The following is a 24,966-nucleotide window of genomic DNA, read 5'->3' as shown; positions in this document are numbered from 1 at the left end:
GCCCCTACCTCCAGGCGCGGTCGACCTGCATGTTGCAGTCCCTGGAGAGCCAGGCGGGGGCTGACTTGCGGGGCAGCTGGCCGCTCACCACCAGGTGGGCCATGGTGTCGCAGATGACCCGGGTGGCCATCAGGGAGGTCATGTCGCTGACGTCGTAGGGGGGGGAGACCTCCACCACCTCCAGGCCGCAGACCGGCACGTTGCGCACGATCAGCTCCAGCAGCTTGAGGGCCTCGCGCGGCAGCAGGCCGCCGGGCTCGGGCCAGCCGGTGCCCGGCACGAAGCCGGCATCGATGCAGTCGATGTCGAAGGAGATGTAGACGCAGTCGGTGCCGTCGGTGGCGCGCTCGATGGCGTACTTGGCCGCCGCCTCCAGGCCCATGTCGCAGATGTCGGTGACGGTGAGCACGTTGGTGCCCCGCTCGCGGCAGACCTTCACCCCCTCCCGGGGCACCTGCCAGCCGCCGATGCCCAGCTGCACCAGGTTCTCGGCCGGGGCGTTGGCCATGTTGGTGGCATGGAACCACGGGGTGGTGTGCATGCGCTCGTCCAGGTCGCTCTCCTGGGTGTCGACGTGGCGATCGAAGTGGATGATGCCCACCTTCTTGTCGCCGAGGTGGCGGCAGACGCCCCGGACGGTGGGGAAGCCGATCGAGTGGTCGCCGCCCAGGATGATCGGGAAGGCGCCACTGGCGAACACGTGGGCGATGCCCTTGGAGATCTGATCGAAGCTCTTCTCGTTGTTGGCGGGGATGGTGAAGATGTCACCCACGTCGCAGAGGGTGATCTGCTCCCGCAGATCCACCCCCATCTCGTAGTTGTAGGGGGTGTAGAGGGCCGAGATGCGCCGGATGCCCTGGGGGCCGAAGCGGGTGCCGGGCCGGTAGGTGGTGCCGCTGTCGTGGGGAACGCCCACCACCGCCACGTCGAATTCGCCGACGCGGTTCACGTCCTCGATGTAGGGCGCCTTCATGAAGGTGTTGATGCCCGCGAAATGGGGCAGTTCACCGCGGGAGAAGGTGGAGATGCGCCGGTCGACGATGCTCTCGGCGGCCTCCAGCCCGTAGCGGTGTCCCTGGTCGACTTCCTGTTGCCAGCCGGTGAGGGGCAGGGAGGCTTCCTTCTCCAGGGCCCGGGCCCCTTCACTGCCGGACGGGTGGGGGCCCCGGTCGAAGGCGCCGGCCGCATCGGACGGGCGGCCGCTGGACGGATCGTTCATTCGGACCTCTGGGCACGGTGGGGGTGGGGCGGTCTCCCGGGCTTTTGTCCCTCCGTGCCACGCACCGGTGAGAACAGGGTTCTCGGATCCGGTGGGTGCGCTTCTCTCGGACCAGGCATCTCCCCGGTTGCCGGCAGTGCCAGGAATGGCAATGCCAGCAATGGGAGACCGGAACCCTAGAAGCAATTTCCGCCTAACGATCCTGAAGGCCCCCGGGCGGGAGGGTTGTGACGGTTGCTACGGGATTCGGGCGCTGGCCTCAGGTGGGGCAGGGGAGACCGGCCGCCTTGCGGTTGGTCTCGCGGCGCAGCAGCAGGAAGAGATAGTCCGGATCCTTGTACTGGCTCGGCAGGCACTGGTGCAGCTGCTCGAGCCGGTGCCAGCAGACCGTGCGCTGGATCTTCTTGAGGGTCCGACCTTCCCGGACCAGCAGGCGCAGGGCCTTGCAATACATCGAATAATTGGCCTCCAGTTCACCGATGGTGACTTTCGGGATCGTGACCTTCGGCAGGGACGCTGGAAGCGATCGGGCGGTCATCGGCCATCCTTCGGGGCAGGCCCCGCAGAGATCCGTCCACTGTCGTCCATCGGTGGCCGGGGCGCGCCCCCCATCCGGGGACATTCCCGCGCCGGTCGCCGATCGGCCAGAGGCGAGCGCCATGGGGGTTCCCTGACCAGCCCGGCGCCGGGGGGTGGCTCCCCTTCCGATTCAGTTAAGGTTTGGTCAGCAGAGGAATGCCCGGCATGTACAAGGACCATCCCGTCATGAACGCGCTGCTGGAGCAGCTCCGCTCCCTCAACGACCAGTACAGCCACCTCCCCAACGAGCTCAACCGGTACCGCGTCGTGCGCCAGGAGCAGCTGATCGCCCAGTGGGCCCCCGGTGTCAGCGTCGCCGGCTGAGCCCTCATCCCCTGTTGATGCCTCCCGCGTGAGGTGATGAACAAGAACCACCCCGTCTACCACTCCCTCATGGCCAGGCTTGAGAGCCTGAGGGAACAGTACCGGCAGCATCCCAGCGAGCGGAACCGTTACCGCCTGGTGCGGCAGGAGCAGCTGATCGCCCAGTGGGTGGCCGCCTCCGACCTGCCGACCCCTCTCTTCGCTCCCACGGGCGGCGCGCCGGCACCGGCGCCAACATGAAGAAAATCCCTCGCTTTGCCGCCGGGTGTCCCTTGCTGCTCTCGGGCTCCCTTCGACCCGCTATTCCGTAGACAGCACACCACTGTCAGCAGGAAGAGCAAAGGTATGGGCAAGAAGGACAAAGGTGGTCTCAAGATCAAGACCCTGAAGATCAAGTCGCCGAAGAAGAAGGACGCCGCAGGCAAACACCGCTCGGACAGCGCCCATGGCAACGGTCTCGCCTCCTCCGGTGTGAGTGAGTCGGATCTCTACAGGCCCTCGCCGATTCTCGACGACCTCTCCCACCATTCCGAGGGACGCCCCCCCAAGCTGGATCGCAAGTTCTACGAAAAGGAACTGGCCCGGCTCCAGGTGGAGCTGGTGAAGATGCAGTACTGGGTCAAGCATGTGGGTTACCGCATGATCCTGCTGTTCGAGGGTCGGGATGCGGCCGGCAAGGGCGGCACCATCAAGCGCATCACCGAGCCGCTCAACCCGCGGGGCTGCAACGTGGTGGCCCTCGGCACCCCCTCCGACCAGCAGAAGACCCAGTGGTACTTCCAGCGCTATGTGGAGAACTTCCCCTCCGCCGGTGAAATCGTCCTGTTCGACCGCAGCTGGTACAACCGCGCCGGCGTCGAGAAGGTGATGGGCTTCTGCACGCCCGAGCAGGTGGAGGAGTTCATGCTCTCCTGTCCGGAGTTCGAGCGCATGCTGGTGCGCAGCGGCATCACCCTGATCAAGTACTGGTTCTCCGTCAGCGACGACGAGCAGGAGGCCCGGTTCCGCTCCCGCCTGGAGGATCCGGCCCGCCGCTGGAAGCTGAGCCCGATGGATCTGGAATCCCGGGATCGCTGGGTGGAGTTCTCCCGGGCCAAGGACGAGATGTTCGCCCATACCAACATCCCGGAGGCCCCCTGGTTCACCGTCGAGGCCAATGACAAGCGCCGGGCCAGGCTCAACTGCATCCGCCATCTGCTCAGCAAGGTCCCCTATGAGGACATGACACCCAAGGCGATCGAACTGCCCCCCCGCAAGAGCGGGTCCGATTACCAGCGTCCGCCGATGAACGAGCAGTTCTTCGTGCCCAACGCCTACCCCTGAATCCCCGCGTCCAGCCAGCGGCGGCCCCCGAGCGGCTCCAGCCAGATCAGCACCACCAGCCAGTGGATCAGCACCGGCGCCCAGATGGACCCGGTGACCTGGTAAGCGACCACGCACGCGACCCCCAGCAGGCCGGCCATGAGCAGGAAGCGGCCGTCGTCGAACAGCCTCCGGCCCTGGCGGTACCAGAGCCGGCCCGCCAGCGGATGCCAGGCGACGAAGAGCCCCACGCTCAACGCCCCCCAGGCGACGGTGTCCGCCCTGCCCAGTCCCTCCAGGGGGTGGGGCAGCAGGGCGCCCCGGAACAGGGTCTCCTCCACCAGCGCCGGGGACAGCAGCAGGGCCGGGGCCCGGCGCAGCAGCAGCCACGGCCGCACCGCTGAAGCCGTCGCTGGCAGGAAGCCGCAGCGGCGCCCCAGGGGCAGGGCGATGGCGGCGTAGGCCCCCAGCAGCAGGGCCGTCAGGGCCAGGCCGGCTGGGCTCAGGGGCGTGAAGAACGCATCCATCAGCCGGGGCAGGGCCAGCCCCACCACGGGCAGCTGGCCGAGCAGCTGGGTCGGCGCCAGGGGAGCCAGGCGCCGGTCGGCGCCGGGGAGCTGGTTGGTGCGCAGGACATGGAGCGGGTCCCCGTGGCGCAGGAACACCCGGGCCATCTCGTCGTGGGCGCGACGGGGCAGCATGGAGCGCCAGCTGAGCAGCCCATCCCAGAGGCTGGGGCTGGCCCGGAAGCGGTCCGGTGCATCGCCCGGGCGGTCCATCAGCGCGGCGTTGTGGCGCCAGTCGGCGCGGACCATGCCGAACGGGGTGAGCAGGGCATCGAGGGAGCGGGCCAGGGAGGCAAGCCGGGGCAGCTCGGTGCCGTCGAGGGCACGGCGGCGGCGGCGCAGCTGGTCGATGGCGATCCACAGGGCCTGGCTGGAATCCTGCACGCAGGAGATGGCCGGGGACACCAGCGAGACACCGCCGCCGTCGCCGCTGCGGTAGCGGGCCATCAGCACCTCCGCCTGGAGGGCCAGTTCCTCCAGCAGCAGGGGGTCGGTGCGCACCAGCACGTCCGAGATCGGTCGCGTTCCGAGCCAGCCCCGCTGCAGGTTGCCGGTGTAGGCGCTCCAGTCCTGGCTGCCCGAGACGATGCCGTTGGGATTGTTGGCGTAGATCTGGTGGTAGCGCACGTCGAAGCGGGGCTCCCCGGTGAAGGGATCGAGCACGACCCGGGCGGCGCCGAAGGCGAAGTGGCCCGTCACGGTGAAGCCGCTGATCGGCTCGCCATCGGGCCCGCCGATGCCGCCGAAGTTGTGGATCACCAGGGAGCGGTCACCGGGTTGCCAGGGGGCCTGCTCCCCATCGGGAACCAGGCCCACCCGGCTGAAGCGGCCGCGCCGGGTCTCGCTGTCACTCCAGTTGACCCGGCTGATGGCGTTGAGGCCGGCCGCGGTGCCCCGCAGAACCCGGTCGCTCTCCAGACGGGTGAGGAGGCGCGGTTCCAGGGCCTGGGCGGTGAAGGTCCCTTGCCTGTCCGGGGCGCCGTAGAGGTACCAGCCGTCGCGTCCCACGGGGGACTCCAGCAGTCCCTGGGGGTCGAAGAAGCGCCGGCCATGGCGATCGGGGGGCTGGCGGGGCAGTCGCACCGTCTCGATCGCGCTGCCGAAGTCCCTGCGGCCCCGGTCATAGTGCTGCACCCGGAAGCGCTCCGGGTCGGCGGGGTCGCGGGAGAGCAGCCGGACCAGAGCCACCCAGCGCCCCGTGCTCTGCAGGGGCGGACGACCGATCCGGAGCACGGTGTCCCCGTCCTGCCGCTCGACGCTTACCTCCTCCAGCGCCACGGTGATGTCGTCGTGGGGATGGGCCCCCGCCAGGGTCTGCAGCGGCCCCACGTCGTTGCGGCCGTCGAGGCGGGTGGGCACCACATTGCCCTGCCGCGCCGCCAGAGCGGCCTGGTCGCCAAGCCGCACCGGCGTGCTCACCTTGCCCACCAGGGCCCGCAGCATCGGCTCGTCGCGCCAGCCCAGCCGCAGGCGCTGGCCGACGAGGCCGTCGTGGCCCGCCGGGGCCTGCTCCAGCTCCAGCCATACCCAGTCACCGTCGCCGGTGGCCATCTCGGCCGCTGCCGGAAGGATCAGGCGACCGAACCAGTCGCCGTGGGGGCGGTAAAAGGCCGGATCCGGCCGCCGCGCCAGTGGATAGTGCTCCGGGCGGTTGAAGGGGGCGCGCCAGGCCAGGTCGTAGCTGGTGGGCGGTGGGGGGGACGTGGCCCCCAGGGCACCCCGGGCCAGGGGCAGAACCAGCAGCACCATCGCCAAGGCGGCCGCCAGAAGCGCCAGCCGGCGGCGGCGGTCGGGGCGGGGCCGCCCGGGCTCGACAGGGGGCGGCGCCATGGGTGCTAACCGCCGCTTTCCCGGTGGATCGCCAGGGCCGCGAGCACGCCGCCGACGAAACCGGAGGCATGGCCGATCCAGCTCACCCCCGGGGGGCTCAGGAACGGCAGCAGGCTGGGCAGCGCCCCCCCATAGGCGACCAGCGCGGTGAGCGACAGCAGGATCGAGAGGGGGCGGCGCTCCAGCCAGCCGATCAGCAGCAGGTAGCCCAGCAGTCCGTAGATGACCCCGGAGAGGCCATGGCTGGCCTGGTGCCAGAACAGCCACACCGGGATGGCGGTGGCGTAGACCCCCAGCCATACCGCCAGGTAGTCGCCCCGGCTCTTGGCCAGCACCAGCCAGGACAGGGGCAGGAACCAGAGGCTGTTGCTGATCAGGTGGCCGAAGCCTCCGTGGCTGAAGGGGGCGGTGAGCACCCCGAGGAAGGGGCCCCCCGGCACCATCGGCAGGTTCCAGCGGCCCCCGAAGAAGACCTGGTCGATGATCTCCTGGGCCCAGGGCACCGCCAGGATCAGGACCGGCAGCACGGCCATGCCCTTGAGACGGGACAGGCTGCGGTCGAGCCGCTGGGCAAGGGAACCGGCCATGGCCGCAGGCGGACGGGCAGTGCGTGTCGGCCTGTCCTAGCTCCCCAGCGGACCGCTCAGCAGCCACCACCACAGCGGAACCGAGACCAGGGCCAGGGCGGTGCTCCAGAGCACCAGCGTCGCCACCGCCTCGACCGCCTGCCGCCCCCCGGCTTCGGGGGCCGGCCGCTGCCCGGCGCCGGCCGCTTCCGTGAGCAGCAGCACCGAGAGGGCCGTGGGGGCCGCCGCCTGCAGCACCACCGCGTCCCGCAGGGCGGAGGGCAGCCCCAGCAGGCCGGTCAGCAGCAGCATGGCCGCCGGCAGCACCAGGAGCTTGCCCACCAGGGGCGCCACCAGGAGGCCTCCCCCGACCAGGCCGGCCGGGCGGCGCCGCAGCATCAGGCCCAGCCGCATCCCCACCAGGGCCAGGGCCACCAGCACCACCAGCCGGGCCGGCCACCACAGCCACGCGGCCAGCGCTGCCCTCCAGGGGGTCTGCTGCAGCAGCACGGCCAGCGCCAGCCCCCGCATGGCCGGGCTGGTGGCCAGCCCCAGCAGCTGGCGGCGGACGCCGCCGGCCCGCCGGTCCACCAGCAGCGGACCGAGGCTCCAGGTGATCAGGGTGGCCATCAGATCGAAGGCGATCGTGAAGCCGATGGCCTCGGCCGGCAGCAGGGCCAGGGCCACGGGCAGCCCCCAGTAGCCCGTGTTGCCCACGATGCAGCCCAGCTGCAGGCTGCCCTCGGGGATGCGCCGGCCCAGGGCCGGCAGGCGCATCAGCAGCAGGCCCAGGCCCGAGGCGACCGCCGCCATCAGGGCCGCCGTCAGCAGTTCGGCCCGGAAGCCCGCCCGCAGCAGCAGGGCCACCAGGCTGATGGGGATGCCCCAGTGGATCAACGGCGGGGCGAGCCGTCCGGGCAGCCCGGGGAACCGCATCCCCAGCAGCAGGCCGACACCCAGGGGCGGGACCAGTTCGAGCAGGAACCGCAGCACCAGCCCTCCCCAGGCCATCGGGCGCCCCCACCATGGCGGCCCCCGGTCTGCGGCGCTGCCTAGGGTCGTCGCTTCCCCAGGTGCCCAGGTCTCCGATGCAATCCCCCATGCGCTCCGGGGCCGACAACGGCTTCGGCGGCCTCTGGCAACTGCTCTTCGCCGCCGCGCTCGCCGGCCTGGTGCTGCTCACCCAGACGGTGTTCATCGTGCCGGCGGGCAGCGTGGCGGTGGTCACCACCCTCGGCAAGGTCACCGGCGCGCCGCGGCAGCCCGGGGCCAACCTCAAGATCCCCCTGGCCCAGAACACCTCCCTCTTCGATGTGCGCACCCAGGTGCGGCCGGAGCAGTTCTCCACCCTCACCAAGGACCTGCAGGTGATCCAGGCCACGGCCACGGTGAAGTACGCCATGAAGCCGGCCGAGGCGGGCCGCATCTACGAAACCATCGCCACCGACGACCAGCAGATCTACCCGCGGGTGATTCAGCCGTCCCTGTTGAAGGCCCTCAAGTCGGTGTTCTCCCAGTACGAACTGGTGACCATCGCCACCGAGTGGAACTCCATCTCCGAACTGGTGCAGGAGAAGGTGGCCGAGGAGCTGCGCAAGTTCGACTACGTGACCGTGCAGGGTCTGGATCTGACGGGTCTGCAGATCGCCGAGGAGTACCGCGCCGCCATCGAGCAGAAGCAGATCGCCGAGCAGCAGCTGCTGCGGGCCCAGACGGAGGTGCTGATCGCCGAGCAGGAGGCCAAGCGCTACCAGACCCTCAACTCCAGCCTCGACGACCAGGTGCTCTACAAGCTGTTCCTCGACAAGTGGGACGGCCAGACCTCGGTGGTGCCGGCTCTGCCGGGGGCGGCCGGGGGCGGCGGCAGCCCGGTGATCGTCAATGGCCGCCGCTGAGAAGGACGCCCGATGGACGAGGGGATTCTCGATGTGGATCTGCTGGCCTTCGAGCGGGGCGACGGGAGGGCTCGGGACGCCGTGGTCGATGGGGTGAGGCGCAGCCTGGCCAGCGGCTTCGTCTACACCAGCAGCGATTTGCCCGTCGACCTGCTGGACACCGCCTACGGGCTCCTGCAGCGCTTCTTCGCCCTGGAGGCCGACACCAAGCGGCGCTTCCGGGCCCCCGGCGCCAGCGGCCAGACCGGTTACACGGAGGTGCTGGTGGAGACGGCCGCGGGCAGCGACCGGCCGGACTGGAAGGAGATGCTGAACTGGTCGGAGCCGCTGCCGCCCGGGCATCCCCTGCGGCTCCGGTTCCCGTCCTTCTACCCGGAGCAGGTCCTGCCGGAGACAGCCGTTCCCGGCATCACCGCCGTGCTGGGGGAGTTCCACCGGGCGATCGCCGATCTCCAGCGCCGCTTTCTGCGGGTGATCGCCGTGGGCATGGGCTGCGCCGAGGGCTTCTTCGAGGAGATGGTGCGTGAGGCCCCCACCCTCACCCGGGCCCTGCGCTATCCCCCCATGGCCCAGGCTCCGGCGCAGGGCCATGTGTGGGCGGCGGCCCATGGGGACATCAATCTGATCACCGCCCTGCCCAGGGCCACCGGGCCGGGGCTGCAGGTGCGCGTGGCCGGGCAATGGCTGGAGGCGGCCCCGCCGGAGGGGCGGGTGATCATCAACACGGGGCTGATGCTGGAGCGTCTGTCCAACGGCCGCATCCCCACCGGCTGGCATCGGGTGGTGGCGCCGCCGGGGGCCACCGGTGAGCGCCACAGCGTCGTGCAGTTCTGCCATGCCCGGCCCTGGACGGTCCTGGCGCCGGTGCCCTCCTGCTGCGGCCCGGATCAGCCGCAGCGTTACAGCGCCATCTCCGCTGCAGATGCCCTCGAGGAGGTGCTGTACCGCATCAACCTGCTCGAGAACTGATCATCCGCTGGCGAGGATGGCGCTCGTTGAGAAGGCCGCCGTCGCCCATGAGTTCGACGATCCAGGGTGCCGGGATTCTCTCGATGTCGCCGGTGTCGATGTTGAGCACCCGGGCGAAATCCGCCGGTGTGGGGCCGCTGAGCTCGCAGATCCGGCCGATGAACCATGGTCTGCCGGCCATGGCGACGACGGCCAGGTGACCGGCTCGAGCCTCCCGGAAACGCTGGGGGTTGGCCTGCCGCAGTGGGGCCACCGCAGGATCGATCTGGCCGGGTGCCATGGCGGGCCTCTGGTACAACTGTACTGTACCCGGATCCTGCGGGTGCGCCACCGGTCCGGCGGTGGCCCATAGGCTGGATGCATCCGAGGGGGTCATCCGTGGACGAAGGCAGCAGGCAGCAACCCAGTCCGGACGCGGTCGGATCGCCGTTTCTGTACGAGCCCCTGGAGCGGTTCGGAGAGGGCCTCACCACCTCCCGCCCCTGGAATCGCTCCGCCCTGGCCGGGGTCGAGCGACTCAACGGGCGGGTGGCGATGATCGGATTCCTGGCGGCCCTGATCGGCGAGGCGTTCACCGGCAGGGGGATTGTCGGTCAGCTGGCCCTGATGCTGCGCTGGCTGCTGGGCTGAGTCCGTACGTCAGGCCCATGGCCCGATCGGCGGCACGGGAGCGGGTCCCGGCGGGCAGCCGACAACGAGGGGTCGATGCGGCGAGCACGGGACGGATCGGGTGATTTTTTGAAGTGCCTCCAGGGTTGTCTGACGCCGAAACAATGCCGATGGATAGCCGCGACCATTCTCTTTACATCCTGATGATCAGCATCCATGGCCTGATCCGCGGGGAGAATCTGGAATTGGGTCGTGATGCCGATACCGGAGGACAGACGAAGTATGTGGTGGAGCTCACCAGGGCCCTGGCCCAGCAACCGGGCGTTGCCCAGGTGGATCTGGTCACCCGCTGCATCCGGGATCCCGAGGTGTCTGCGGACTATGCCAGGCCCGTTGAGCCTCTTGAGAGGAAGGCTCGCATCATTCGCATCGCTGCCGGACCGGATCTCTACCTCCCAAAGGAAGAGCTCTGGGGCCATCTCGATGCTTTCACAGATGAGCTGCACTCCTGGCTCCATCGCCAGCCGCGTCGACCCGATGTGCTGCACAGCCATTATGCCGATGCCGGCTATGTCGGTGTCCGCCTCTCCCACCTCACCGGCCTCCCCCTTGTCCATACGGGCCACTCCCTGGGTCGGGACAAGCTGCGGAGGCTCCTGGCCCTGGGATTGCCGGTGGAAGAGATTCAGCAGCGCTACCGGATGGCGGAAAGGATCAGTGCCGAAGAGGATGTGCTGAACAGTGCCAACCTTGTGATCACGAGTACGCATAATGAGATTGAAGACCAATATGAGCTCTACGATTGCTACACCCCGGAGAAGATGTCGGTCATTCCACCGGGGACCGACCTGAATCAGTTCCATCCTCCCGACCCCGAGGATGGCCCCGTCCCCTTTGCCAGCACCCTTGGCAAGTATCTCCGGGAACCCGAAAAGCCCATGATCCTGGCCCTCTCAAGGCCAGATAAACGCAAGAACATCGTTTCCCTTCTGGAAGCCTATGGGACCTCGGAACGCCTCAAGGAGCTTGCGAATCTTGTCATCATTGCCGGCAATCGTAATGACATCCGTGAACTCCAGGAAGGTGCCCAGAACGTCCTCACGGAATTGCTCCTGGTCATCGACTGCCATGAGCTCAATGGGCTGGTGGCCCTGCCCAAGCACCATTCCCCAAGCGATGTGGCCGACATCTATCGGTTAGCGGCCGCTTCGAAGGGTGTGTTCGTCAACCCCGCCCTCACCGAACCCTTCGGGCTCACGCTTCTGGAGGCAGCAGCCAGCGGGCTGCCTCTGGTGGCCACGGAGGTGGGCGGGCCGGTCGACATCATCGGGAACTGCAGAAACGGTCTGCTGATTGATCCCCTTGACGAGACCTCCATCACCAGGGCGCTGCTGCAGATTCTTGAGGATGGGGAATTGTGGTCCACATTCTGCCGCAATGGCTTGGCGAATGTCGCCAGATTTTATTCGTGGGAAGCCCACGCCAGGAACTATCTCGAACGGTTGGGAGGTCTGGTCCTCCAGGCTCGCGAAAAGACCCGGCCGGCCCCTCTGTCGAAGGCCCCGGCAGTGCAGACCCGCACCCGCGCGATCTTCACGGCCATCGACAACACCCTGCTGGGCGATCCTGGGGCTCTCGCTCAGTTTGTGAAGCTGATCCGGCAGCACCATCGCAGGGTTCTGTTCGGCATTGCGACCGGACGACGGCTGAACTCGGTGCTCAAGCTCCTGAAGGTGCATGGGATCCCGATGCCCGATGTCCTGATCACCAGCCTCGGCACGGAGATCTACACCCCACCCCAATTGACCACGGACATCGCCTGGACCCACCACATCGACCATCTCTGGACCCCCCAGGTCCTGCATCGCCTCATGGAATCGCTGCCTGGCCTGACCCTGCAGGAGAAGGAGCACCAGAGCCGTTTCAAGCTCTCCTATTACTACGATGAACACCAGGCGCCTCCCCTCGAGGAGATTCTCACGCTCCTGCGTCAGCATGAGCTGTCCGCCCACACCAGTCTTTCCTTCGGGCAGTTCCTCGACTTCGTCCCCGCCCGCGCTTCCAAGGGACAGGCCCTCCGGTACGTGGCCAACCGCTGGAACATTCCTCTCGGGAAGGTGCTGGTGAACGGAGGCTCCCGGGGTGATGAGGACATGCTCCGGGGCAACACGCTGGGGGTGGTCGTGGACAGCCCCCATCGCGATGAGCTCGACCAGCTCAACGATACCGAGCGGGTGTACTTCTCCGAGGGATCGCATGCAGCCGGCATCCTCGAAGCGATCGATCACTATGGTTTTTTCCGTTGATGTCGCAGCTCGTCGCCACCCGTTGATGCCCCCTCTCCTGATCTGCACCGACCTGGACCGGACCCTTCTGCCCAACGGCGAGGCCACCGAATCGGTGGGTGCCCGGCCGGCCTTCGCCCAGCTGGTCTCCCGGCCGCAGACGCGACTGGCCTACGTCAGTGGCCGCCATCTGGCCCTAGTGGAGGAGGCGATCTACGACTACGGACTGCCTGAGCCCGACTGGATCGTCGCCGATGTGGGCAGTTCCATCTACGCCAGGCGGAACCATGGCTGGTCCCCTCTGGAAGCGTGGTCCAGGCACATCTCGGAGGACTGGCAAGGTGATCGCTGGTCCGATCTGGCGCTGGTGCTCTCCGAGGTGTCCGGTTTGACGCTGCAGCCGGAAAGCCGACAGAACTCCCACAAGCTCAGTTTCTTCGTTCCACGGGAGGCCGATCTTCCGGCCCTGAACCGGGAGATCCTTGCCCGCCTGCAGGAACGCGATGTCGCCGTCTGTCTTGTTCACAGTGTTGATGAAGCCGCTGCCATCGGCCTGCTGGATATCCTTCCCCGGCGGGCGGGCAAACTTCAGGCGATCGAGTTTCTGATGCGCGAGCAGGGACTGTCATGCCAGCAGACGATCTTTGCCGGCGACAGTGGCAATGACCTGTCCGTACTCACCAGTTCCGTGCCAGCCGTGCTGGTCGCCAATGCCCACCCCGATGTGAAGGCGCAGGCCCTGGCGGAATCCACGCGCCTGGGCACCGAGGATCGTCTGTATCTGGCCAGGGGTGGCTTCCTGGGGATGAACGGCAACTACAGTTCGGGCATCCTGGAAGGAATCGGCCACTTTCATGCCGATGCCGTGCGGGAGCTGGAGTGACCGGATGCAGGCACCCTGTGCGATCACCGTCTTCGGCGAAGTCCTGTTGGATTGTTTCCCCGATGGCACCGAGGTCCTCGGCGGGGCCCCCTTCAACGTGGCCTGGCACCTCAGGGGGTTCGGCCAGTCTCCCCGCCTCGTCAGCCGGGTCGGCAGGGACGCCAGGGGTGAGCGCATTCTCTCCGCCATGGGGCACTGGGGCCTGGACGGCTCCGCTCTGCAGACCGATCCGATCCACGGCACCGGTCGGGTGAGCGTCAGCCTGGTGGATGGCGAGCCCACCTATGAGATCGTGTCGGGCTGTGCCTACGATTTCATCGAATCGCCCGGGCCTGGCCAGGTTCCAGCCACGGGGATCCTGTATCACGGCACCCTGGCCCTTCGCCATGCGGCGTCGGCGGCGGCGCTGGCCAGCCTGACGTCGCGCCATCAGGGCCCGATCGTCCTGGATGTGAACCTGCGCCCACCCTGGTGGTCGCTGGAGACGGTTCTGCCCCTCGTGGATGGGGCCCACCACGTGAAGCTGAATGCCGCAGAGCTGGCCCTGCTGAGCCCGGACGCCCCTCCCGGGGACGATCGGGACGACCTGGCCGCCTCCATGCACCGTTTTGCCGGGCGTCACCGGCTGGAGACGCTGGTGGTCACCCGCGGCGCCCTCGGTGCCCTGCTCTGGTGTGACGGCGAGATCCTTGCCGTGGCCCCTGCCGCCGCCGGCCCGGTGGTCGACACGGTGGGGGCGGGGGATGGGTTCGCCGCCGTGCTTCTGCTGGGGCTCAGCCAGCAGTGGCCATGGGCCGAGAGCCTCGGCCGTGCCGGGGACTTCGCGGCGGCCCTGGTGTCACGGCGCGGTGCCACCATCGATGACCCATCGCTCTACGCCCGGTTTCTGAGTGCCTGGGGGGTCGGCTGAGCCGATGTACGAGCAGATCTCCCACTCCCTGTTGAACGCGATTCTGGACGACCTGCGACCGGAGATCCGGCGCCAGGACCTGCGCCATTTCTACACCAGGCTCGGTGCCAACTTCTACGCCATTCATTCGTTGTTCGTCACCCTCTATGGTCATCGTGACGACTTCAAGCTGCAGCTTCTGTGTCTGGTCGAAACCATGGCGAGAGGCTATATCGACCGCTCGCCTGATCTTGAATCCCTCGATATTGAGAGGGAGGATGACCACAACTGGTTCCTCTCCCAGAAGTGGGTCGGGATGGCCGTCTACTCCAATGGCTTCGCGGAGAACCTGCCGGATCTGGCCAGCAAGATCAGCTACTTCCAGGAGCTGGGCATCAACATGGTGCACATCCTGCCGATTCTGATGTGCCCATCCGGCAAGAGCGATGGGGGCTATGCGATCAGCGATTTTCGCAAAATTGATGACAGGGTCGGCACGCTTGATGATCTGCGCAGGATCGCCGACGAGTTCAGGAAGCGCGACATCCTGTTGGTTCTGGATATCGTCCTGAATCACACATCGGATGAGCACGAGTGGGCCAGGCGTGCGATGGCTGGGGAGAGGCATTACCAGGATTACTACCACGTATTCGACGACAGGGACATCCCGGATGTCTTTGAGCAAACGATGCCGGAAGTCTTCCCTGAGAGCGATCCTGGCAATTTCACCTGGAATGGGGAGATGGGAAAGTGGGTGATGACGGTCTTCCACGAGTACCAGTGGGACCTCAACTACGCCAACCCTGCGGTGTTCATCGAGATGCTCGATGTGCTGCTGTTCTGGGCCAACCAGGGCGTCGATGTTCTGCGGCTTGATGCCGTTGCCTTCCTCTGGAAGAAGCTGGGTACCACCTGCCAGAACGAGCGCAAGGCCCACCTCATCCTGCAGCTCATGAAGGACTGCTGTCAGGTGACCGCACCGGGGGTCCTGTTCATCGCTGAGGCCATCGTCGCCCCCACCGAAATCACCAAATACTTCGGCGAAGATGCCATCGTTGCCAAGGAATGTGAGATTGCCTACAACGCCACCCTGATGGCGCTGCTGTGGGACGCGGTGGCCACCCGCAACACCCGGCTCCTCTGCCAGGGCCTCAAGAGCCTGCCCAACAAGCTGGAGCGGGCCACCTGGCTCAATTATGTCCGCTGCCATGACGATATCGGCTTCGGTTTCGATGACCGTGACATCGAGCAGGTCGGCTACGACCCCCGCGCCCACCGGCGCTTCCTGATCGACTACTTCAAGGGGGATTTCGATGCGATCCCCCGCGGACTCACCTTCATGCCCAACGACACCACGGGCGATGCCCGCATCTGCGGGTCCCTGGCCTCCCTGGTCGGTCTGGAGTCGGCCCTTGAGTCGAAGGATCAGGCCCTGATCGCCACGGCCATCAGCCGCATCCTGCTGATGCACGGGGTCATTCTGTCGTTCGGTGGCATCCCGCTCATCTACAACGGCGATGCCCTGGGCGTCTTGAATGACTACAGCTTCTACGATGACCCCAGCAAGTGCAATGACACCCGGTGGGTGCATCGCCCGAAGATCGACTGGGCCAGGGCGGAGCTCAGGCGGAAACAGGGAACCGTGGAACACACCATCTTCTCGGCGATCAAGAAGATGATCACGATTCGCAAGGAGATTTCAGCCTTCGCCGATTTCAACAATCGTCAGATCCTGCCCCTGGAGAATGACCACCTGCTGGCGTTCGTGCGGACCAACCCCCTGCGGCCATCCGAGCTGGTCCTGGTGGTGGCCAACTTCAACGACCAGCCCCGGTTCTTCGATCTCGACAGCCTGGTGCCGTCGGTCTTCAGCAGTCACGATGGACTGGTGGATCTTCACTCGGGCCGTCGGCCGTCCCAGTCCGGCAGCCGCATCGTGCTGCAGGCTTACCAGTTCTGCTGGCTGACCAAGACCTGAGCGCCCGATTCCCCCCCCGCCCGACGCTTCCCCTGCCCATGCGCGTCGTCACCCCCGTGCTGCTGGCCCTGCTGCTGGCCTCGGCGGCACTGGCGGTCACCGTGTCGGTGCCGCAAGCGCCCACCGGCCACCCCACCGCCAGCCCCGCTGCCGCCTCTCCCCCGGATGCGACGTCAGCGTCGCCACCAGCCCCGCCGACGGAGCCGGCGCCGCCCCAGCCGGCCCCGCGGGCCTACCCCCGGCTGCCGGCCGACCCCGCCGCCATCGCCTCCCAGCTGGCCGCCGCGGAGGCCGCCCTGCGGTCCGCCGACACCCCGACCGGGCTCCTGGGCGAGCTGGGGCATCGCCAGCAGGTCACCTATCGCCGGCTCGCCGCCGATCCGGCCCTGGCCGCCCGGGTGCGGAGCTTCCTGCCCGTCCGCTGGCAGGGGGTGATGGACCGCCATGTGGCCGCCCGTCGGGAGTTTCTGGCCATGCACCGGGGGGGGCGGCGTCCGGCCGTCGTGCCCGCCTGGCGGATCATCCCTCCGGAGCCTGCCGCCGACCTGCTGCGGTACTACCGGGAGGCCTCCGCCGCCACCGGCATTCCCTGGGAAGTCCTGGCCGCCATCAACCTGGTTGAAACGGGCATGGGCCGCATCGACGGCGTCTCCGTCGCCGACGCCCGGGGCCCGATGCAGTTCCTCCCCACCACCTGGGCCGAGCCCGGCATCGGCAAGGGAGACATCCGCGATCCCGAGGACGCGATCCATGCGGCGGCCCGCTACCTGGTGCGGCGCGGAGGCCTGCGGGACATTCGCCGGGGGCTGTGGGGCTACAACAACAGCCGGCATTACGTCCGGGCCGTGCTGCTCTACGCCGAGCTACTGCGCATGGATCCGGCGGCCTTCACGGGCCTGTACCACTGGGAGATCCATTACGCGTCCTCAGCCGGCGACCTCTGGCTGCCGGTGGGCTACAGCCAGAGCCGCCCCCTGGCGGTCGCCACCTACCTGGAGCGCTTCCCCGCGTCGGCCCCTCCGGGACGCTGAGACGCCTGCCAGCATGGAACCCCGTCGGGCTCCGGATGGCCCAGCTGCCGATGACCCAGCTGCAAGCGATCAACATCGCCAAGGTGACCACCATCGTGGCCCTGCTGGTGCCTGCGCTGGTGCTGGGGCTGGAGTCGGAACGGGTCGCGATCTACCTCGCCCTCCACATCAGCTACTGCCTCTGGTGGCTGCTGGAGGAGGTGCTGTTCCCCTGGCGCACCACCCAGCTCTTCACCGAGGTGGTGGGCCCGCCACAGGCCGTCGCGGTCGTGCTCTACGTCGGGGTGTTCTACGCCCTCCCCGGCTGGCTGGCCATGGCCAACCCGGTGCCCATCGGCCCGGTGACCATCGCCCTCGGGCTCAGCCTCTACATCTTCGGATCGCTGCTGAACACGGCGGCCGATGTCCAGAAGGGCACCGCCAAGGTGCTGGGGGCCACCCTGGTGGCGGACGGGGCCTGGCGCCGCGTCCGCCATGTCAACTACCTCGGCGACCTGCTCCGCTACAGCAGCTTCGCGGTGATCGCCGGCTCGCCGTGGGCCTGGCTGCTTCCCGTCTCCGTGCTGGCGCTCTACCTGCCCCGCATGGTCAGCAAGGAAGCGTCCATGGCGGAGCGCTATCCCGGTTTCGAGGCCTATCGCCGGAGCAGCTGGTGGCTGCTGCCGGGGCTCATCTAGCGCGGCCGATCAGGCAAGGCCGATCAAGGGCAGCAGGACACGGAGCACTGGCCTCAGCCCAGGCCCCGGCCCAGCAGGACGTCCCTGGCGGCGTTGACGGCCTGCATGGTGGCGTGGCGCCCGCCGCGGTCCGGGTGATGCTCGGCGGCGGCTTTCTTCCATGCCAGGTTCACATCGGATTCCCGCAGCCGGCCCGCCAGGGCCAGGCCGAGACGGGCCCTGGCCTCGATGGCTTCCAGGCTGGGGCTGCGGCCCAGGGGACCGTGGTCGGCGGCGGAGAGACCCGTGCCTTTCTTGCGGCGGCCCCTGGTGCCCGAGGCCTTGCCCTGGCCGCGGGAGGGCGATCCGGAGAAGCCCTTGCCGCGGGGCGCCTCGGAGCTGTCCGCGGGGGCACTCCGGGGCTGATCCGGCCGCAGGGAGACCAGGGTCAGACGGGGGTCGAGCAGGGTGCGAGCCATGGGTTCAGGTGCCAGCCCGACCGTTGTGTTGCGTGAGGTGGTGGGGACTCAGGCCGCGACGTCGAGGACGGGGGCCGGATCGATGCTCAGGTCGGTGAGCAGGTCGCTGACCAGCTGGTCAGCGGCGGGCTCGTCCGCCATCGCGGCCATCTCCGGAGCCACCATCGCTGCGGGGGCCTGGTTGTGGCCGCCGGCCATCGCCGGTGCCAGAAAGGCCATGGCCAGACCCACCATCAGGGCGAACAGAAAGGAAAGGGCTCGCATGGACGATGGAGAGAATCTGCACAGTCCTAACACCGCTCCGCCCCTGACGCTGCCGGGAGGAGAAGATGGCCCCATGGAGCGCAGCGCATCCCCCCCCGCCCCGGCCATCGCCTACGCGGGATTCCGGGTCCGCACGGCGGCCTCGCTGATCGATTCGGTGCTGATGCTGATCATCACGGCCCCCCTGCCACTCCTTCTCTATGCCGTGCCTGACGAGACGGCGGTGCTGGTCGTCAGCACGGTGGTGTCGGCCCTCGTGGTGATCCTGTTCTGGCGCTGGAAGCAGGGCACGCCCGGCAAGCTGATGCTGCGGCTGAGAATCGTCGATGCCGCAACCGGCGGCGAACCCGGCCTGCGCCAGTGGTGCCTGCGCTACATCGGCTATCTCCTTTCCACGCTGCCCCTGCTGCTGGGTTTCTTCTGGGCGGCCTGGGATCCCCGCCGCCAGGGCTGGCACGACAAGCTGGCCGGCACGGTGGTGATCCATGTGCCCCGTCGCGCGACCGGGGCCGGGAACGCTGGGGCTGGACCCCCCTGACCCCTGTTCCCTGCGGCCATGACAGCTCCCTCCCGCGATCCCCTGGATGAGGCCATCGCCGCCCGCCGGGCCCAGGACCCCCTCGTGGGGGCCCGCCTCGGTGCCGAGGAGATCAGCCGCCGGCTTCTCAAGGCCATGGCGTCCGAGCGGGGTGTGCACGTCGAATCGCTCCTGGCGGTGTGCGGTGCCCTGGCGGGCCAGGCCTGCCAGGCCGGCGTGCGGGCCCGCTCCCGGGCGGCGGGCCGGGCGGAGCTCTCGGGGCTGCATGTGGTCGGCACCGCGGACGGGGGCTCCTGCCTGGTGGGGGAAGGGCTGGTCCAGGCCCTCTTCCATGAGCCCTACTCCACCTGGGGGCTGGCCGCCGGCGCCGCCCAGCAGGCGGGCTGCACGGCCCTGCCGGACCCGGCGCTGCTGTGGCGCCATGGCCTCGAGCACCTCGGCCAGGGGGACTTCGGCGTGCCCCAGGTGCCCGAAGCCCATCAGCCGTCGCCGGACTCCCTGCAGTCGCTGCCGAGCCTCTGGCCCGCCCTGCTGCCGCTGGCCCGGCGGTTCTGCCCCGAGCCGGTGGAGTGGCCGATCCTGTTCGGCCTGGTGGCCCAGAAGGCGATCACGATGGGGCGGGAGGTGATCGATCCCTGCCTGGCCCTGCGCATCGTGATGGACACCGCCATCGCCAGCGCCATGGCGGTCCTGCCCCAAAGCGAGGAACCGGCCACCGGGTCCTGACCGTCCCGGGAGCCACGGGCATTTGCGTCCCGCCATCCCCGTCTTGGCAGCGGCGGCCGGGGGCGTTACCAAGGCCTGCACGGTCCCTTGCAGCAGGCGGATGGAGTCCCGCTTCCGACGGTTTCTGACGGTGCTGGTCCTGCCCTGGCTGCTGCCCCTGACCCTGGGGCCCCGTCCCCTTCTGGCGATGGGGGAGCCGCCGCCCCGGCCGACGGAGATACCCCTGGAGGTGCCGGTGGGAGACCTGGGCCAGAACGACCGTCTGCCGGAACCGTTGCGGTCCCGCTACCGGCCGGCCCCGGTGGGGGTGTTTCCCGTGCATCAGGCCGGGGCCCTGGGCTATCCCCTCCCCCTCCAGCCCAGCGAGCAGGCCCCGTTCGGCTGGCGGCTGGCCGATGCGCGCAACGCCTGGCGCCTGCACACCGGCCTGGATCTGATCGCTCCGGAGGGAACGCCGGTGTTCGCCGTGCTGCCCGGCACGGTGCGGCTGGTGGATGACGTGGGTGGCTACGGCCTGCTGGTGGTCATCGACCACGGCCTGGGCTGGCAGAGCCTGTACGCCCATCTGCTGGATGTATCGGTTCTTCCCGGGGAGAACCTGGTGGCGGGGCAGGCCATCGGCCGGGTCGGCAGCAGCGGCTCGGCCACCACGGCCCATCTGCACTTCGAGTGGCGCCAGCTGCGCCAGGGGCGACTGGTGGCGGTGGACCCCTCCCCGCTGCTGCAGCCGATCGGCACGGGTCCTTCGGTGGCGGGCCGGGCGCCCTTGCCGCCGCTGCCCTGAGCCGGGTGCCGCGGGGATCGCCGTCAGGGGCGGTCCGGATCCAGCGGCAGGCCCTTCAGGGCCAGGGCCAGGCGCCGCGCAGCCAGCAGCAGGGGGTACAGCCGGCGGCTCCGGGAGGGCGCATCGAACAGCGGAACCAGCAGCTGCAGCAGGGGATCACTGGGCCGCATCAGGGTGCACAGCTGCCGCACCGCCTCCGCCCCGTGCCAGGCCCGCTCGCCCTGGAGCAGGACGGCCCCCTGCGCCAGCGGCAGGCCCCGCGCCAGGAGGGCGCTGCGCAGGGCCGCGTCGGCCCGCCCGTCGACGATCTGCAGGTGGGGAATCCCGCCGCGCAGTTCGCTGCTCAGGGCGAAATGACGACAGAAGGGGCAACCTCCGTCGTAGACGAGCTGGAGGGGCTGCGGGGGGGTGACCCCCGGGGGCTGCGGGGCCGGATCGGGGTTTGGGGAAGGGGGGGCGCCCATCGCTGCAGGGGGGATCAAGGGCGGGGGGCCGCGACTTCCGGAGCGTGATCACAGGATCCAATTCTGCCGCCGGCGGCCGCAGATCGCGACAGGGCCTCGCATCGGCGCAGATGGATCGATTTCACCAAGTCCTGACAGGTGACTGGATTCTGTGATTCTGGGCACCGTTCGATTTCTGAGAACGGTTAGATCCTCTGCCAATGGATGACTGGAAAGATGCTCACACCCACCACCCGTCTGAGGCTCCAGGAGATCATCGGCAGGATTGCCGATTCCCGCCCTGTCAGTCTCCATGAGCGCATCTATGTTCAGAAGTTCGCTGATCGGGATGCCAGTGTCTGGAGCTGGCTGCGGCGGGCCCAGCGCACCCAGCAACGGGGGGAGCCCGAATCGGAACTCGATCGCCTCACGGGCTCGCTGGACCTGGGCGACCCCTGTGACAGCGGCGGATTCGACCCCGGTAGGGACGATCTGGGTGACTGGTTCAGCGGAGCTCCGAATTGGCTCAGGCGCAGTTGAGTCATCCTTAAGCGGTAGAAACACTCATGCCGGATTGTTCGTCGCATCGGCAACGGACATGGCCGGGGGAGCGTGTGTTGATGCCATGGTCAGGTCTCAGTCTGGTCGGAGGGCACCATGGACGTCTTACTTTGTAGCTACCGCAACTGTTCGGAACGCATGCGGATCATCCGCTGCTGTGGTCCCGAGGATTTCTTCCTTGAGCGGGTTGTCTTCCCCTTTGAGGTGCTCACCTTCCATTGCCCGCCCGCCACGGACGTGGAGATCTGGGCACGGGATTCGATGGGCGTCGTCCTCACCGAACAGCTTCCCGCCGATGCCCTGGCGATGCAGCAAAGTGAGGTGTCGCCCCGTCCGGAATGGCTGCCCCAGGTTCCCAACCGAGCGGTGGGGGTGAGAGGCAACGCCAGCTCGGTCTGCCTGCTGCCCCACTGACGTCGGTCCCGACCACCGGCATCGTCTGCAGCGCCAGCTACCGCGACCACCTCACCGGACCCTGGCACCCGGAGTGCCCCGCCCGGGTCGATGCCGTGATCCAGGGCCTGGAGCGGGCCGGTCTGCTGGCCCGCTGCCGGATTCTCCCGCCCCGTCCCGCCACGGATGCGGAACTGCTGCGCTGTCACACGCCGGGGTATCTGCGGCAGGTCCGGGAGGATATCCAGGCCGGCCGAGAGCAGCTGTCCACCGGAGACACCACCATCAGTCCCCACTCGGAGCGAACGGCGCGGCTGGCGGCGGGGGGAGTGCTGGCGGCGGTGGAGGCCGTCATGGATCACCGGGTGCAGCGGGCCTATGCGGTGGTCAGGCCCCCGGGGCACCACGCCAGTGCGGCCCGGGGCATGGGCTTCTGCCTCTACAACAACGTGGCCGTCGCCGCCCGCCACCTGCAGGCGGTCCATGGTCTCGAAAGGATCCTGGTCGTCGACTGGGATGTGCACCATGGCAACGGCACCCAGGACATCTTCTGGAGCGACCCCTCGGTGCTGGTCTTCGGCAGCCACCAGGCGCCGCTCTACCCGGGGACGGGCTCCCGCCGGGAGCGGGGCGAGGGGCCCGGGTCCGGCTACACCCGCAACTGTCCCCTGCCGGCGGGGACGTCCGGCCCCGAGCTGGTGGCCGCCTGGCGGGAGGAGCTGCTGCCGCTGGCCGAGACCTTCGCCCCGGACTTCGTGCTGATCTCGGCGGGTTTCGATTCCAGGGCCGGCGATCCCCTCGGGGATTTACGCCTCCAGGACAGGGATTTCGCGGCCCTGACCCGGTTGATGCTCAGCATCGCGACGGACCATGCCCAGGGCCGTCTGGTGTCCGCCCTGGAGGGCGGCTACGACCTCGAGGGCCTGGCATCCGCCAGCGCCGCCCACGTGGCCTGCCTGCTGGGGGACATCGGGCCGCATTGAGCTCGCCACCAGAACCAGGCCTCGCGGTTGATCAGCAGGCCGATCAGCACCATCGCCAGCATCAGCACGATCTGGTCAGCCCGGGCGTCCGGCACCAGGATGTCGGCGGCCAGGTGGGGCAGGTTGGTGAGGGTGTAGGCGAGGCTCAGCCAGAAATGGCCGGCCCGCCAGTGGCGCCAGCGGCGCGGCTGGCCCGGATCACTGGCGGCGTAGGCGTTCAGCACGACCGCGCCCAGGGGCACCAGGAAGTAGCCCAGCATGGCGCCGAACAGCAGCGGCAGCCGGGCGGCCGCCACATGGCCGTGGATCTCCGGGGAGATCCCGTGGAACAGGGGCATCAGGCCCAGCTCCACATGGAACAGCATCGCCAGCAGCCAGGCGATCCAGAGGCTGCGCAGCCGCAGGGCGTGGTCGACGGCGCCGGCCATGGGAACGGTCCTGAGCCCCCTGAGTCTGGCCGTTTCCTCCCACGCCGCGTGCGGACTGGAGCGGTTCGTGATGGCTCGCTTCGTTGCCGGGCTCCGTAAATTGGGCGGACGGTGAATGGGTCCTTTCCCCCCAGGCCGCTCGTGATGACCTCTTCGACCTCCTCCCTGCCCAAGACCGCGGTGGCCACCGGCCCCGCCGGGAGAGCCATGGCCCAGCCCATGGAGGCCGGGCTGCTCGAGGGTCTGCAGGACCACCTGGGCCTGGAGCGCAAGGCCAGCGCCGCCTACTGGGCCATGGCCCTCTGGTTCGCCGAGCGGGAGCTGCGCGGATTCGCCGCCCACCTGATGGCCGAGTCCCGGGGCGAGCAGCAGCATGCAAGCCTGCTGGCCGACTACCTGATCGCCCGCGGCCAGACGGTGGATCTCGGTGAACTGCCCGCCCCCTGCCAGCAGTGGAGCGACGCGGAGTCGGCGCTGGCGGATGCCTTCCGCCTGGAGGCCGATGTCACCACCTCTCTGCAGCTCCTCTATTCCATGGCGGAACGCGCCGGCGACGTGCGCACCACCGTCTTCCTCGACCCGATGATCCAGGGCCAGATCGCCGCTGAGAACGGTGCGGCCCACCTCCTCGGCCGGGTGCGCTTCGGGCGCCAGGAGGCCGCCGCCATGCTGCTGATCGATGGGGAACTGGCGGCGGCCCAGGCGGCGGCGGCTCCCCCGGTCTGACCCCCGGTCAACGGCACCCCTTCCCGGGTGGGTCAGGCGGCCAGGGGCCGGCTGGTGAGCTCCAGCAGGAAGGCGGCCCCGAGGGGATCGCGCAGGGGCAGGCGCATCAGCGCCCGGGCCTGGCGCTGGAGTTCCAGGCGGCGCTGCTCCAAACGACGGATTTCACGGCCAAGCCGCAGGCGGAGGTGGTCGTCGCGGCAGGTGGCCCCCTGCTCCTTCAGCCGCCGCCAGTGCTGGCGCACCGCGGCCATGTCGCGGCAGAGACTGCCGATGAGGCTGTCGCCGTAGCGGATCAGGACGGTCATGCCGGTTCAGGCCGCCAGGGGAGCGCCGTCCACCAGGGCCGGTGCCAGGCGCAGGCCGGTCTCGCCGCTGGGGGCCTCGAGCAGGTCGGCGGCCCGGATGCGGGAGATCAGCCGGGTGGTGGTGACGCGGGTGGTGCCGATCAGCTCGCCGATGCGCTCATGGGTGAGGCGGAAGGGGAGATCGCACCAGGGGCCGCAGCGGCGCCCCAGCCGGCGCACCAGCAGGGAGAGCAGGGCATGGAGGCGCTGCTCGGCGCTGCCGAGGTGGCGGATGCGCAGGAGCTGCAGGGTCCACTCGTTGACCGGATCGAAGCCATGGCCTTCGAGGGGCTCGGCGTCGCTGCGGAAGCAGAGGGGGGTGAGGGCCTCGACGCAGACGCCCTCGCTGCAGAGACGGTCGGTGCGCAGCTGGTCGCCGGACTGGAGGAAGGCCAGGGTCATGCCCTCGGTCTCCTCACAGGGGCAGTAGACGCGGGCGATGCCGTCGAGAACCTCGAGGCAGGAACCGCCGGGACGGGGGGTGGGGTCAAGCAGGACCGTCTGGCCGGCGGGCATGCGCACGGCACTGGCGGGATCGTCGGGAAGGAAGCGGTAACGCATCGGGCGAAGGGAGAGGCCTTACTGCGAACGGCTCTCAACCTAGAGGACCCACCGTCACTTTTGCAAGCGATTCTCAATAGCAGCTGGTGATTGCGAAGCGGGGCGGGCCCCCTATCGCCCGGCCCGATCGCCCAGCGGTCCCTAGCGTCGGGAGC

General features: G+C 68.7%; 31 protein-coding genes and 1 riboswitch. Of the genes, 19 read left to right on the top strand and 12 right to left on the bottom strand.

Annotated features, from left to right (window positions below):
- Positions 1 to 4 precede the first annotated feature (4 nt).
- Both speB and L107_RS12025 read right to left on the bottom strand, forming a co-directional pair.
- Complete coding sequence (gene speB, locus L107_RS12030) at positions 5 to 1,219, bottom strand: agmatinase (RefSeq protein ID WP_159819120.1); 1,215 nt, start codon at positions 1,217 to 1,219, stop codon at positions 5 to 7.
- 31 nt (positions 1,220 to 1,250) lie between these two features.
- A riboswitch (guanidine-I (ykkC/yxkD leader) is annotated at positions 1,251 to 1,410 on the bottom strand.
- A 68-nt stretch (positions 1,411 to 1,478) separates the two neighbouring features.
- A complete protein-coding gene (locus tag L107_RS12025) occupies positions 1,479 to 1,757 on the bottom strand; it encodes a DUF3136 domain-containing protein (RefSeq protein ID WP_106222890.1) in 279 nt (92 codons plus the stop codon).
- A gap of 227 nt (positions 1,758 to 1,984) precedes the next feature.
- Between L107_RS12025 and L107_RS12020 the strand changes: the two genes are divergently transcribed.
- The 3 genes from L107_RS12020 (at position 1,985) to ppk2 (ending at position 3,445) form a co-directional block, all read left to right on the top strand.
- Positions 1,985 to 2,122: a hypothetical protein gene (locus L107_RS12020; RefSeq protein ID WP_201295893.1), complete on the top strand. Its 138-nt coding sequence runs from the start codon at positions 1,985 to 1,987 to the stop codon at positions 2,120 to 2,122.
- Positions 2,123 to 2,158: 36 nt separating this feature from the next.
- Positions 2,159 to 2,362, top strand: coding sequence for a hypothetical protein (locus L107_RS12015; RefSeq protein ID WP_159819116.1), 204 nt, complete (start codon positions 2,159 to 2,161; stop codon positions 2,360 to 2,362).
- A 105-nt stretch (positions 2,363 to 2,467) separates the two neighbouring features.
- Positions 2,468 to 3,445 carry a polyphosphate kinase 2 gene (ppk2, locus tag L107_RS12010; RefSeq protein ID WP_159819114.1) on the top strand — a complete coding sequence of 326 codons (978 nt, stop codon included), beginning with the start codon at positions 2,468 to 2,470 and terminating at the stop codon, positions 3,443 to 3,445.
- Here ppk2 and L107_RS12005 read toward each other — a convergent pair.
- The 3 genes from L107_RS12005 to L107_RS11995 are packed head-to-tail and all read right to left on the bottom strand — an operon-like array spanning position 3,436 to position 7,397.
- Positions 3,436 to 5,820: a type II CAAX prenyl endopeptidase Rce1 family protein gene (locus L107_RS12005; RefSeq protein WP_159819112.1), complete on the bottom strand. Its 2,385-nt coding sequence runs from the start codon at positions 5,818 to 5,820 to the stop codon at positions 3,436 to 3,438. The genes ppk2 and L107_RS12005 overlap by 10 nt on opposite strands.
- 5 nt (positions 5,821 to 5,825) lie before the next feature.
- Positions 5,826 to 6,407: a rhomboid family intramembrane serine protease gene (locus L107_RS12000; protein WP_159819110.1), complete on the bottom strand. Its 582-nt coding sequence runs from the start codon at positions 6,405 to 6,407 to the stop codon at positions 5,826 to 5,828.
- Between the two features lie 36 nt (positions 6,408 to 6,443).
- Positions 6,444 to 7,397, bottom strand: a complete 954-nt coding sequence (locus tag L107_RS11995; RefSeq protein ID WP_236550660.1) for an AEC family transporter — start codon at positions 7,395 to 7,397, stop codon at positions 6,444 to 6,446.
- A gap of 77 nt (positions 7,398 to 7,474) precedes the next feature.
- Between L107_RS11995 and L107_RS11990 the strand changes: the two genes are divergently transcribed.
- Together L107_RS11990 and L107_RS11985 are read left to right on the top strand one after the other, a co-directional pair.
- The gene (locus L107_RS11990) at positions 7,475 to 8,281 is read left to right on the top strand and encodes a prohibitin family protein (RefSeq protein WP_201295888.1); all 807 of its coding nucleotides are present in this window, start codon (positions 7,475 to 7,477) and stop codon (positions 8,279 to 8,281) included.
- Positions 8,282 to 8,293: 12 nt separating this feature from the next.
- Positions 8,294 to 9,250 (top strand): isopenicillin N synthase family oxygenase, encoded by a 957-nt coding sequence (locus tag L107_RS11985; protein ID WP_159819108.1) that lies wholly within the window; start codon positions 8,294 to 8,296, stop codon positions 9,248 to 9,250.
- Here L107_RS11985 and L107_RS11980 read toward each other — a convergent pair.
- Complete coding sequence (locus L107_RS11980) at positions 9,231 to 9,530, bottom strand: hypothetical protein (protein ID WP_159819106.1); 300 nt, start codon at positions 9,528 to 9,530, stop codon at positions 9,231 to 9,233. The genes L107_RS11985 and L107_RS11980 overlap by 20 nt on opposite strands.
- A gap of 98 nt (positions 9,531 to 9,628) precedes the next feature.
- Here L107_RS11980 and L107_RS11975 point away from each other — a divergent pair, with 98 nt between their 5' ends.
- The 7 genes from L107_RS11975 (at position 9,629) to L107_RS11945 (ending at position 17,602) form a co-directional block, all read left to right on the top strand.
- Positions 9,629 to 9,880, top strand: coding sequence for a chlorophyll a/b-binding protein (locus L107_RS11975; protein ID WP_236550659.1), 252 nt, complete (start codon positions 9,629 to 9,631; stop codon positions 9,878 to 9,880).
- A gap of 125 nt (positions 9,881 to 10,005) precedes the next feature.
- A complete protein-coding gene (locus L107_RS11970) occupies positions 10,006 to 12,165 on the top strand; it encodes an HAD family hydrolase (RefSeq protein ID WP_236550658.1) in 2,160 nt (719 codons plus the stop codon).
- 25 nt (positions 12,166 to 12,190) lie between these two features.
- Positions 12,191 to 13,027: an HAD-IIB family hydrolase gene (locus L107_RS11965; RefSeq protein WP_159819103.1), complete on the top strand. Its 837-nt coding sequence runs from the start codon at positions 12,191 to 12,193 to the stop codon at positions 13,025 to 13,027.
- A gap of 4 nt (positions 13,028 to 13,031) precedes the next feature.
- Positions 13,032 to 13,937: a PfkB family carbohydrate kinase gene (locus L107_RS11960; protein WP_236550657.1), complete on the top strand. Its 906-nt coding sequence runs from the start codon at positions 13,032 to 13,034 to the stop codon at positions 13,935 to 13,937.
- A gap of 4 nt (positions 13,938 to 13,941) precedes the next feature.
- Entirely contained in the window at positions 13,942 to 15,894 is a 1,953-nt protein-coding gene (locus tag L107_RS11955; protein WP_159819099.1) for an alpha-amylase family glycosyl hydrolase, read from the top strand.
- 38 nt (positions 15,895 to 15,932) lie between these two features.
- Positions 15,933 to 16,925 (top strand): lytic transglycosylase domain-containing protein, encoded by a 993-nt coding sequence (locus L107_RS11950; protein WP_159819097.1) that lies wholly within the window; start codon positions 15,933 to 15,935, stop codon positions 16,923 to 16,925.
- Between the two features lie 50 nt (positions 16,926 to 16,975).
- Positions 16,976 to 17,602 (top strand): isoprenylcysteine carboxylmethyltransferase family protein, encoded by a 627-nt coding sequence (locus L107_RS11945; RefSeq protein ID WP_236550656.1) that lies wholly within the window; start codon positions 16,976 to 16,978, stop codon positions 17,600 to 17,602.
- A gap of 53 nt (positions 17,603 to 17,655) precedes the next feature.
- Here L107_RS11945 and L107_RS11940 read toward each other — a convergent pair whose 3' ends face one another.
- Both L107_RS11940 and L107_RS11935 read right to left on the bottom strand, forming a co-directional pair.
- Positions 17,656 to 18,060, bottom strand: coding sequence for a molecular chaperone DnaJ (locus tag L107_RS11940; protein WP_159819093.1), 405 nt, complete (start codon positions 18,058 to 18,060; stop codon positions 17,656 to 17,658).
- 48 nt (positions 18,061 to 18,108) lie between these two features.
- A complete protein-coding gene (locus L107_RS11935; RefSeq protein ID WP_159819091.1) occupies positions 18,109 to 18,324 on the bottom strand; it encodes a hypothetical protein in 216 nt (71 codons plus the stop codon).
- 73 nt (positions 18,325 to 18,397) lie between these two features.
- Here L107_RS11935 and L107_RS11930 point away from each other — a divergent pair, with 73 nt between their 5' ends.
- The 3 genes from L107_RS11930 (at position 18,398) to L107_RS11920 (ending at position 20,372) form a co-directional block, all read left to right on the top strand.
- On the top strand, positions 18,398 to 18,862 hold the full coding sequence (locus tag L107_RS11930; RefSeq protein ID WP_159819089.1) for an RDD family protein: 465 nt from the start codon (positions 18,398 to 18,400) through the stop codon (positions 18,860 to 18,862).
- Positions 18,863 to 18,880: 18 nt separating this feature from the next.
- Positions 18,881 to 19,588, top strand: a complete 708-nt coding sequence (locus tag L107_RS11925) for a hypothetical protein (RefSeq protein WP_159819087.1) — start codon at positions 18,881 to 18,883, stop codon at positions 19,586 to 19,588.
- A 100-nt stretch (positions 19,589 to 19,688) separates the two neighbouring features.
- The gene (locus L107_RS11920; protein WP_159819085.1) at positions 19,689 to 20,372 is read left to right on the top strand and encodes a M23 family metallopeptidase; all 684 of its coding nucleotides are present in this window, start codon (positions 19,689 to 19,691) and stop codon (positions 20,370 to 20,372) included.
- 23 nt (positions 20,373 to 20,395) lie between these two features.
- On the opposite strand, the gene L107_RS11915 is transcribed toward L107_RS11920, so the two are convergent.
- Positions 20,396 to 20,836 carry a DCC1-like thiol-disulfide oxidoreductase family protein gene (locus L107_RS11915; protein ID WP_159819083.1) on the bottom strand — a complete coding sequence of 147 codons (441 nt, stop codon included), beginning with the start codon at positions 20,834 to 20,836 and terminating at the stop codon, positions 20,396 to 20,398.
- Between the two features lie 216 nt (positions 20,837 to 21,052).
- On the opposite strand from L107_RS11915, the gene L107_RS11910 reads away from it, so the two are divergent.
- From L107_RS11910 to L107_RS11900, 3 genes are all read left to right on the top strand, one after another.
- Entirely contained in the window at positions 21,053 to 21,355 is a 303-nt protein-coding gene (locus L107_RS11910; RefSeq protein WP_159819081.1) for a hypothetical protein, read from the top strand.
- 117 nt (positions 21,356 to 21,472) lie between these two features.
- Entirely contained in the window at positions 21,473 to 21,790 is a 318-nt protein-coding gene (locus tag L107_RS11905; protein ID WP_159819079.1) for a DUF1830 domain-containing protein, read from the top strand.
- On the top strand, positions 21,715 to 22,752 hold the full coding sequence (locus L107_RS11900; RefSeq protein ID WP_236550655.1) for a histone deacetylase: 1,038 nt from the start codon (positions 21,715 to 21,717) through the stop codon (positions 22,750 to 22,752). Before L107_RS11905 ends, L107_RS11900 begins: the two co-directional genes overlap by 76 nt.
- Here the strand turns inward: L107_RS11900 and L107_RS11895 are convergent.
- Entirely contained in the window at positions 22,677 to 23,180 is a 504-nt protein-coding gene (locus L107_RS11895) for a hypothetical protein (protein ID WP_159819077.1), read from the bottom strand. The two genes, L107_RS11900 and L107_RS11895, sit on opposite strands and share 76 nt — an antisense overlap.
- Positions 23,181 to 23,324: 144 nt before the next feature.
- Between L107_RS11895 and L107_RS11890 the strand changes: the two genes are divergently transcribed.
- Positions 23,325 to 23,906, top strand: a complete 582-nt coding sequence (locus L107_RS11890; RefSeq protein ID WP_159819075.1) for a ferritin — start codon at positions 23,325 to 23,327, stop codon at positions 23,904 to 23,906.
- A 32-nt stretch (positions 23,907 to 23,938) separates the two neighbouring features.
- On the opposite strand, the gene L107_RS11885 is transcribed toward L107_RS11890, so the two are convergent.
- Entirely contained in the window at positions 23,939 to 24,211 is a 273-nt protein-coding gene (locus tag L107_RS11885) for a hypothetical protein (RefSeq protein WP_159819073.1), read from the bottom strand.
- Between the two features lie 6 nt (positions 24,212 to 24,217).
- Positions 24,218 to 24,811, bottom strand: a complete 594-nt coding sequence (locus L107_RS11880) for a Crp/Fnr family transcriptional regulator (RefSeq protein ID WP_159819071.1) — start codon at positions 24,809 to 24,811, stop codon at positions 24,218 to 24,220.
- Positions 24,812 to 24,966 lie beyond the last annotated feature (155 nt).

The organism is Cyanobium sp. Copco_Reservoir_LC18, assembly GCF_009834675.1.
In the GTDB taxonomy this organism is placed as follows: Bacteria; Cyanobacteriota; Cyanobacteriia; order PCC-6307; family Cyanobiaceae; genus Cyanobium; species Cyanobium minutissimum.
Note: the sequence above shows the minus strand (reverse complement) of the source record. Positions and strands in the feature narration are given on the sequence as shown.

Bases quoted from the DNA above. Each gene is read 5' to 3' on its own strand.
- speB (WP_159819120.1), bottom strand. From the start codon at position 1,219: ATGAACGATCCGTCCAGCGGCCGCCCGTCCGATGCGGCCGGCGCCTTC.
- L107_RS12025 (WP_106222890.1), bottom strand. From the start codon at position 1,757: ATGACCGCCCGATCGCTTCCAGCGTCCCTGCCGAAGGTCACGATCCCG.
- L107_RS12020 (WP_201295893.1), top strand. From the start codon at position 1,985: ATGAACGCGCTGCTGGAGCAGCTCCGCTCCCTCAACGACCAGTACAGC.
- L107_RS12015 (WP_159819116.1), top strand. From the start codon at position 2,159: ATGAACAAGAACCACCCCGTCTACCACTCCCTCATGGCCAGGCTTGAG.
- ppk2 (WP_159819114.1), top strand. From the start codon at position 2,468: ATGGGCAAGAAGGACAAAGGTGGTCTCAAGATCAAGACCCTGAAGATC.
- L107_RS12005 (WP_159819112.1), bottom strand. From the start codon at position 5,820: ATGGCGCCGCCCCCTGTCGAGCCCGGGCGGCCCCGCCCCGACCGCCGC.
- L107_RS12000 (WP_159819110.1), bottom strand. From the start codon at position 6,407: ATGGCCGGTTCCCTTGCCCAGCGGCTCGACCGCAGCCTGTCCCGTCTC.
- L107_RS11995 (WP_236550660.1), bottom strand. From the start codon at position 7,397: ATGGCCTGGGGAGGGCTGGTGCTGCGGTTCCTGCTCGAACTGGTCCCG.
- L107_RS11990 (WP_201295888.1), top strand. From the start codon at position 7,475: ATGCAATCCCCCATGCGCTCCGGGGCCGACAACGGCTTCGGCGGCCTC.
- L107_RS11985 (WP_159819108.1), top strand. From the start codon at position 8,294: ATGGACGAGGGGATTCTCGATGTGGATCTGCTGGCCTTCGAGCGGGGC.
- L107_RS11980 (WP_159819106.1), bottom strand. From the start codon at position 9,530: ATGGCACCCGGCCAGATCGATCCTGCGGTGGCCCCACTGCGGCAGGCC.
- L107_RS11965 (WP_159819103.1), top strand. From the start codon at position 12,191: ATGCCCCCTCTCCTGATCTGCACCGACCTGGACCGGACCCTTCTGCCC.
- L107_RS11960 (WP_236550657.1), top strand. From the start codon at position 13,032: ATGCAGGCACCCTGTGCGATCACCGTCTTCGGCGAAGTCCTGTTGGAT.
- L107_RS11955 (WP_159819099.1), top strand. From the start codon at position 13,942: ATGTACGAGCAGATCTCCCACTCCCTGTTGAACGCGATTCTGGACGAC.
- L107_RS11950 (WP_159819097.1), top strand. From the start codon at position 15,933: ATGCGCGTCGTCACCCCCGTGCTGCTGGCCCTGCTGCTGGCCTCGGCG.
- L107_RS11945 (WP_236550656.1), top strand. From the start codon at position 16,976: ATGACCCAGCTGCAAGCGATCAACATCGCCAAGGTGACCACCATCGTG.
- L107_RS11940 (WP_159819093.1), bottom strand. From the start codon at position 18,060: ATGGCTCGCACCCTGCTCGACCCCCGTCTGACCCTGGTCTCCCTGCGG.
- L107_RS11935 (WP_159819091.1), bottom strand. From the start codon at position 18,324: ATGCGAGCCCTTTCCTTTCTGTTCGCCCTGATGGTGGGTCTGGCCATG.
- L107_RS11930 (WP_159819089.1), top strand. From the start codon at position 18,398: ATGGAGCGCAGCGCATCCCCCCCCGCCCCGGCCATCGCCTACGCGGGA.
- L107_RS11925 (WP_159819087.1), top strand. From the start codon at position 18,881: ATGACAGCTCCCTCCCGCGATCCCCTGGATGAGGCCATCGCCGCCCGC.
- L107_RS11920 (WP_159819085.1), top strand. From the start codon at position 19,689: ATGGAGTCCCGCTTCCGACGGTTTCTGACGGTGCTGGTCCTGCCCTGG.
- L107_RS11915 (WP_159819083.1), bottom strand. From the start codon at position 20,836: ATGGGCGCCCCCCCTTCCCCAAACCCCGATCCGGCCCCGCAGCCCCCG.
- L107_RS11910 (WP_159819081.1), top strand. From the start codon at position 21,053: ATGCTCACACCCACCACCCGTCTGAGGCTCCAGGAGATCATCGGCAGG.
- L107_RS11905 (WP_159819079.1), top strand. From the start codon at position 21,473: ATGGACGTCTTACTTTGTAGCTACCGCAACTGTTCGGAACGCATGCGG.
- L107_RS11900 (WP_236550655.1), top strand. From the start codon at position 21,715: ATGGCTGCCCCAGGTTCCCAACCGAGCGGTGGGGGTGAGAGGCAACGC.
- L107_RS11895 (WP_159819077.1), bottom strand. From the start codon at position 23,180: ATGGCCGGCGCCGTCGACCACGCCCTGCGGCTGCGCAGCCTCTGGATC.
- L107_RS11890 (WP_159819075.1), top strand. From the start codon at position 23,325: ATGACCTCTTCGACCTCCTCCCTGCCCAAGACCGCGGTGGCCACCGGC.
- L107_RS11885 (WP_159819073.1), bottom strand. From the start codon at position 24,211: ATGACCGTCCTGATCCGCTACGGCGACAGCCTCATCGGCAGTCTCTGC.
- L107_RS11880 (WP_159819071.1), bottom strand. From the start codon at position 24,811: ATGCGTTACCGCTTCCTTCCCGACGATCCCGCCAGTGCCGTGCGCATG.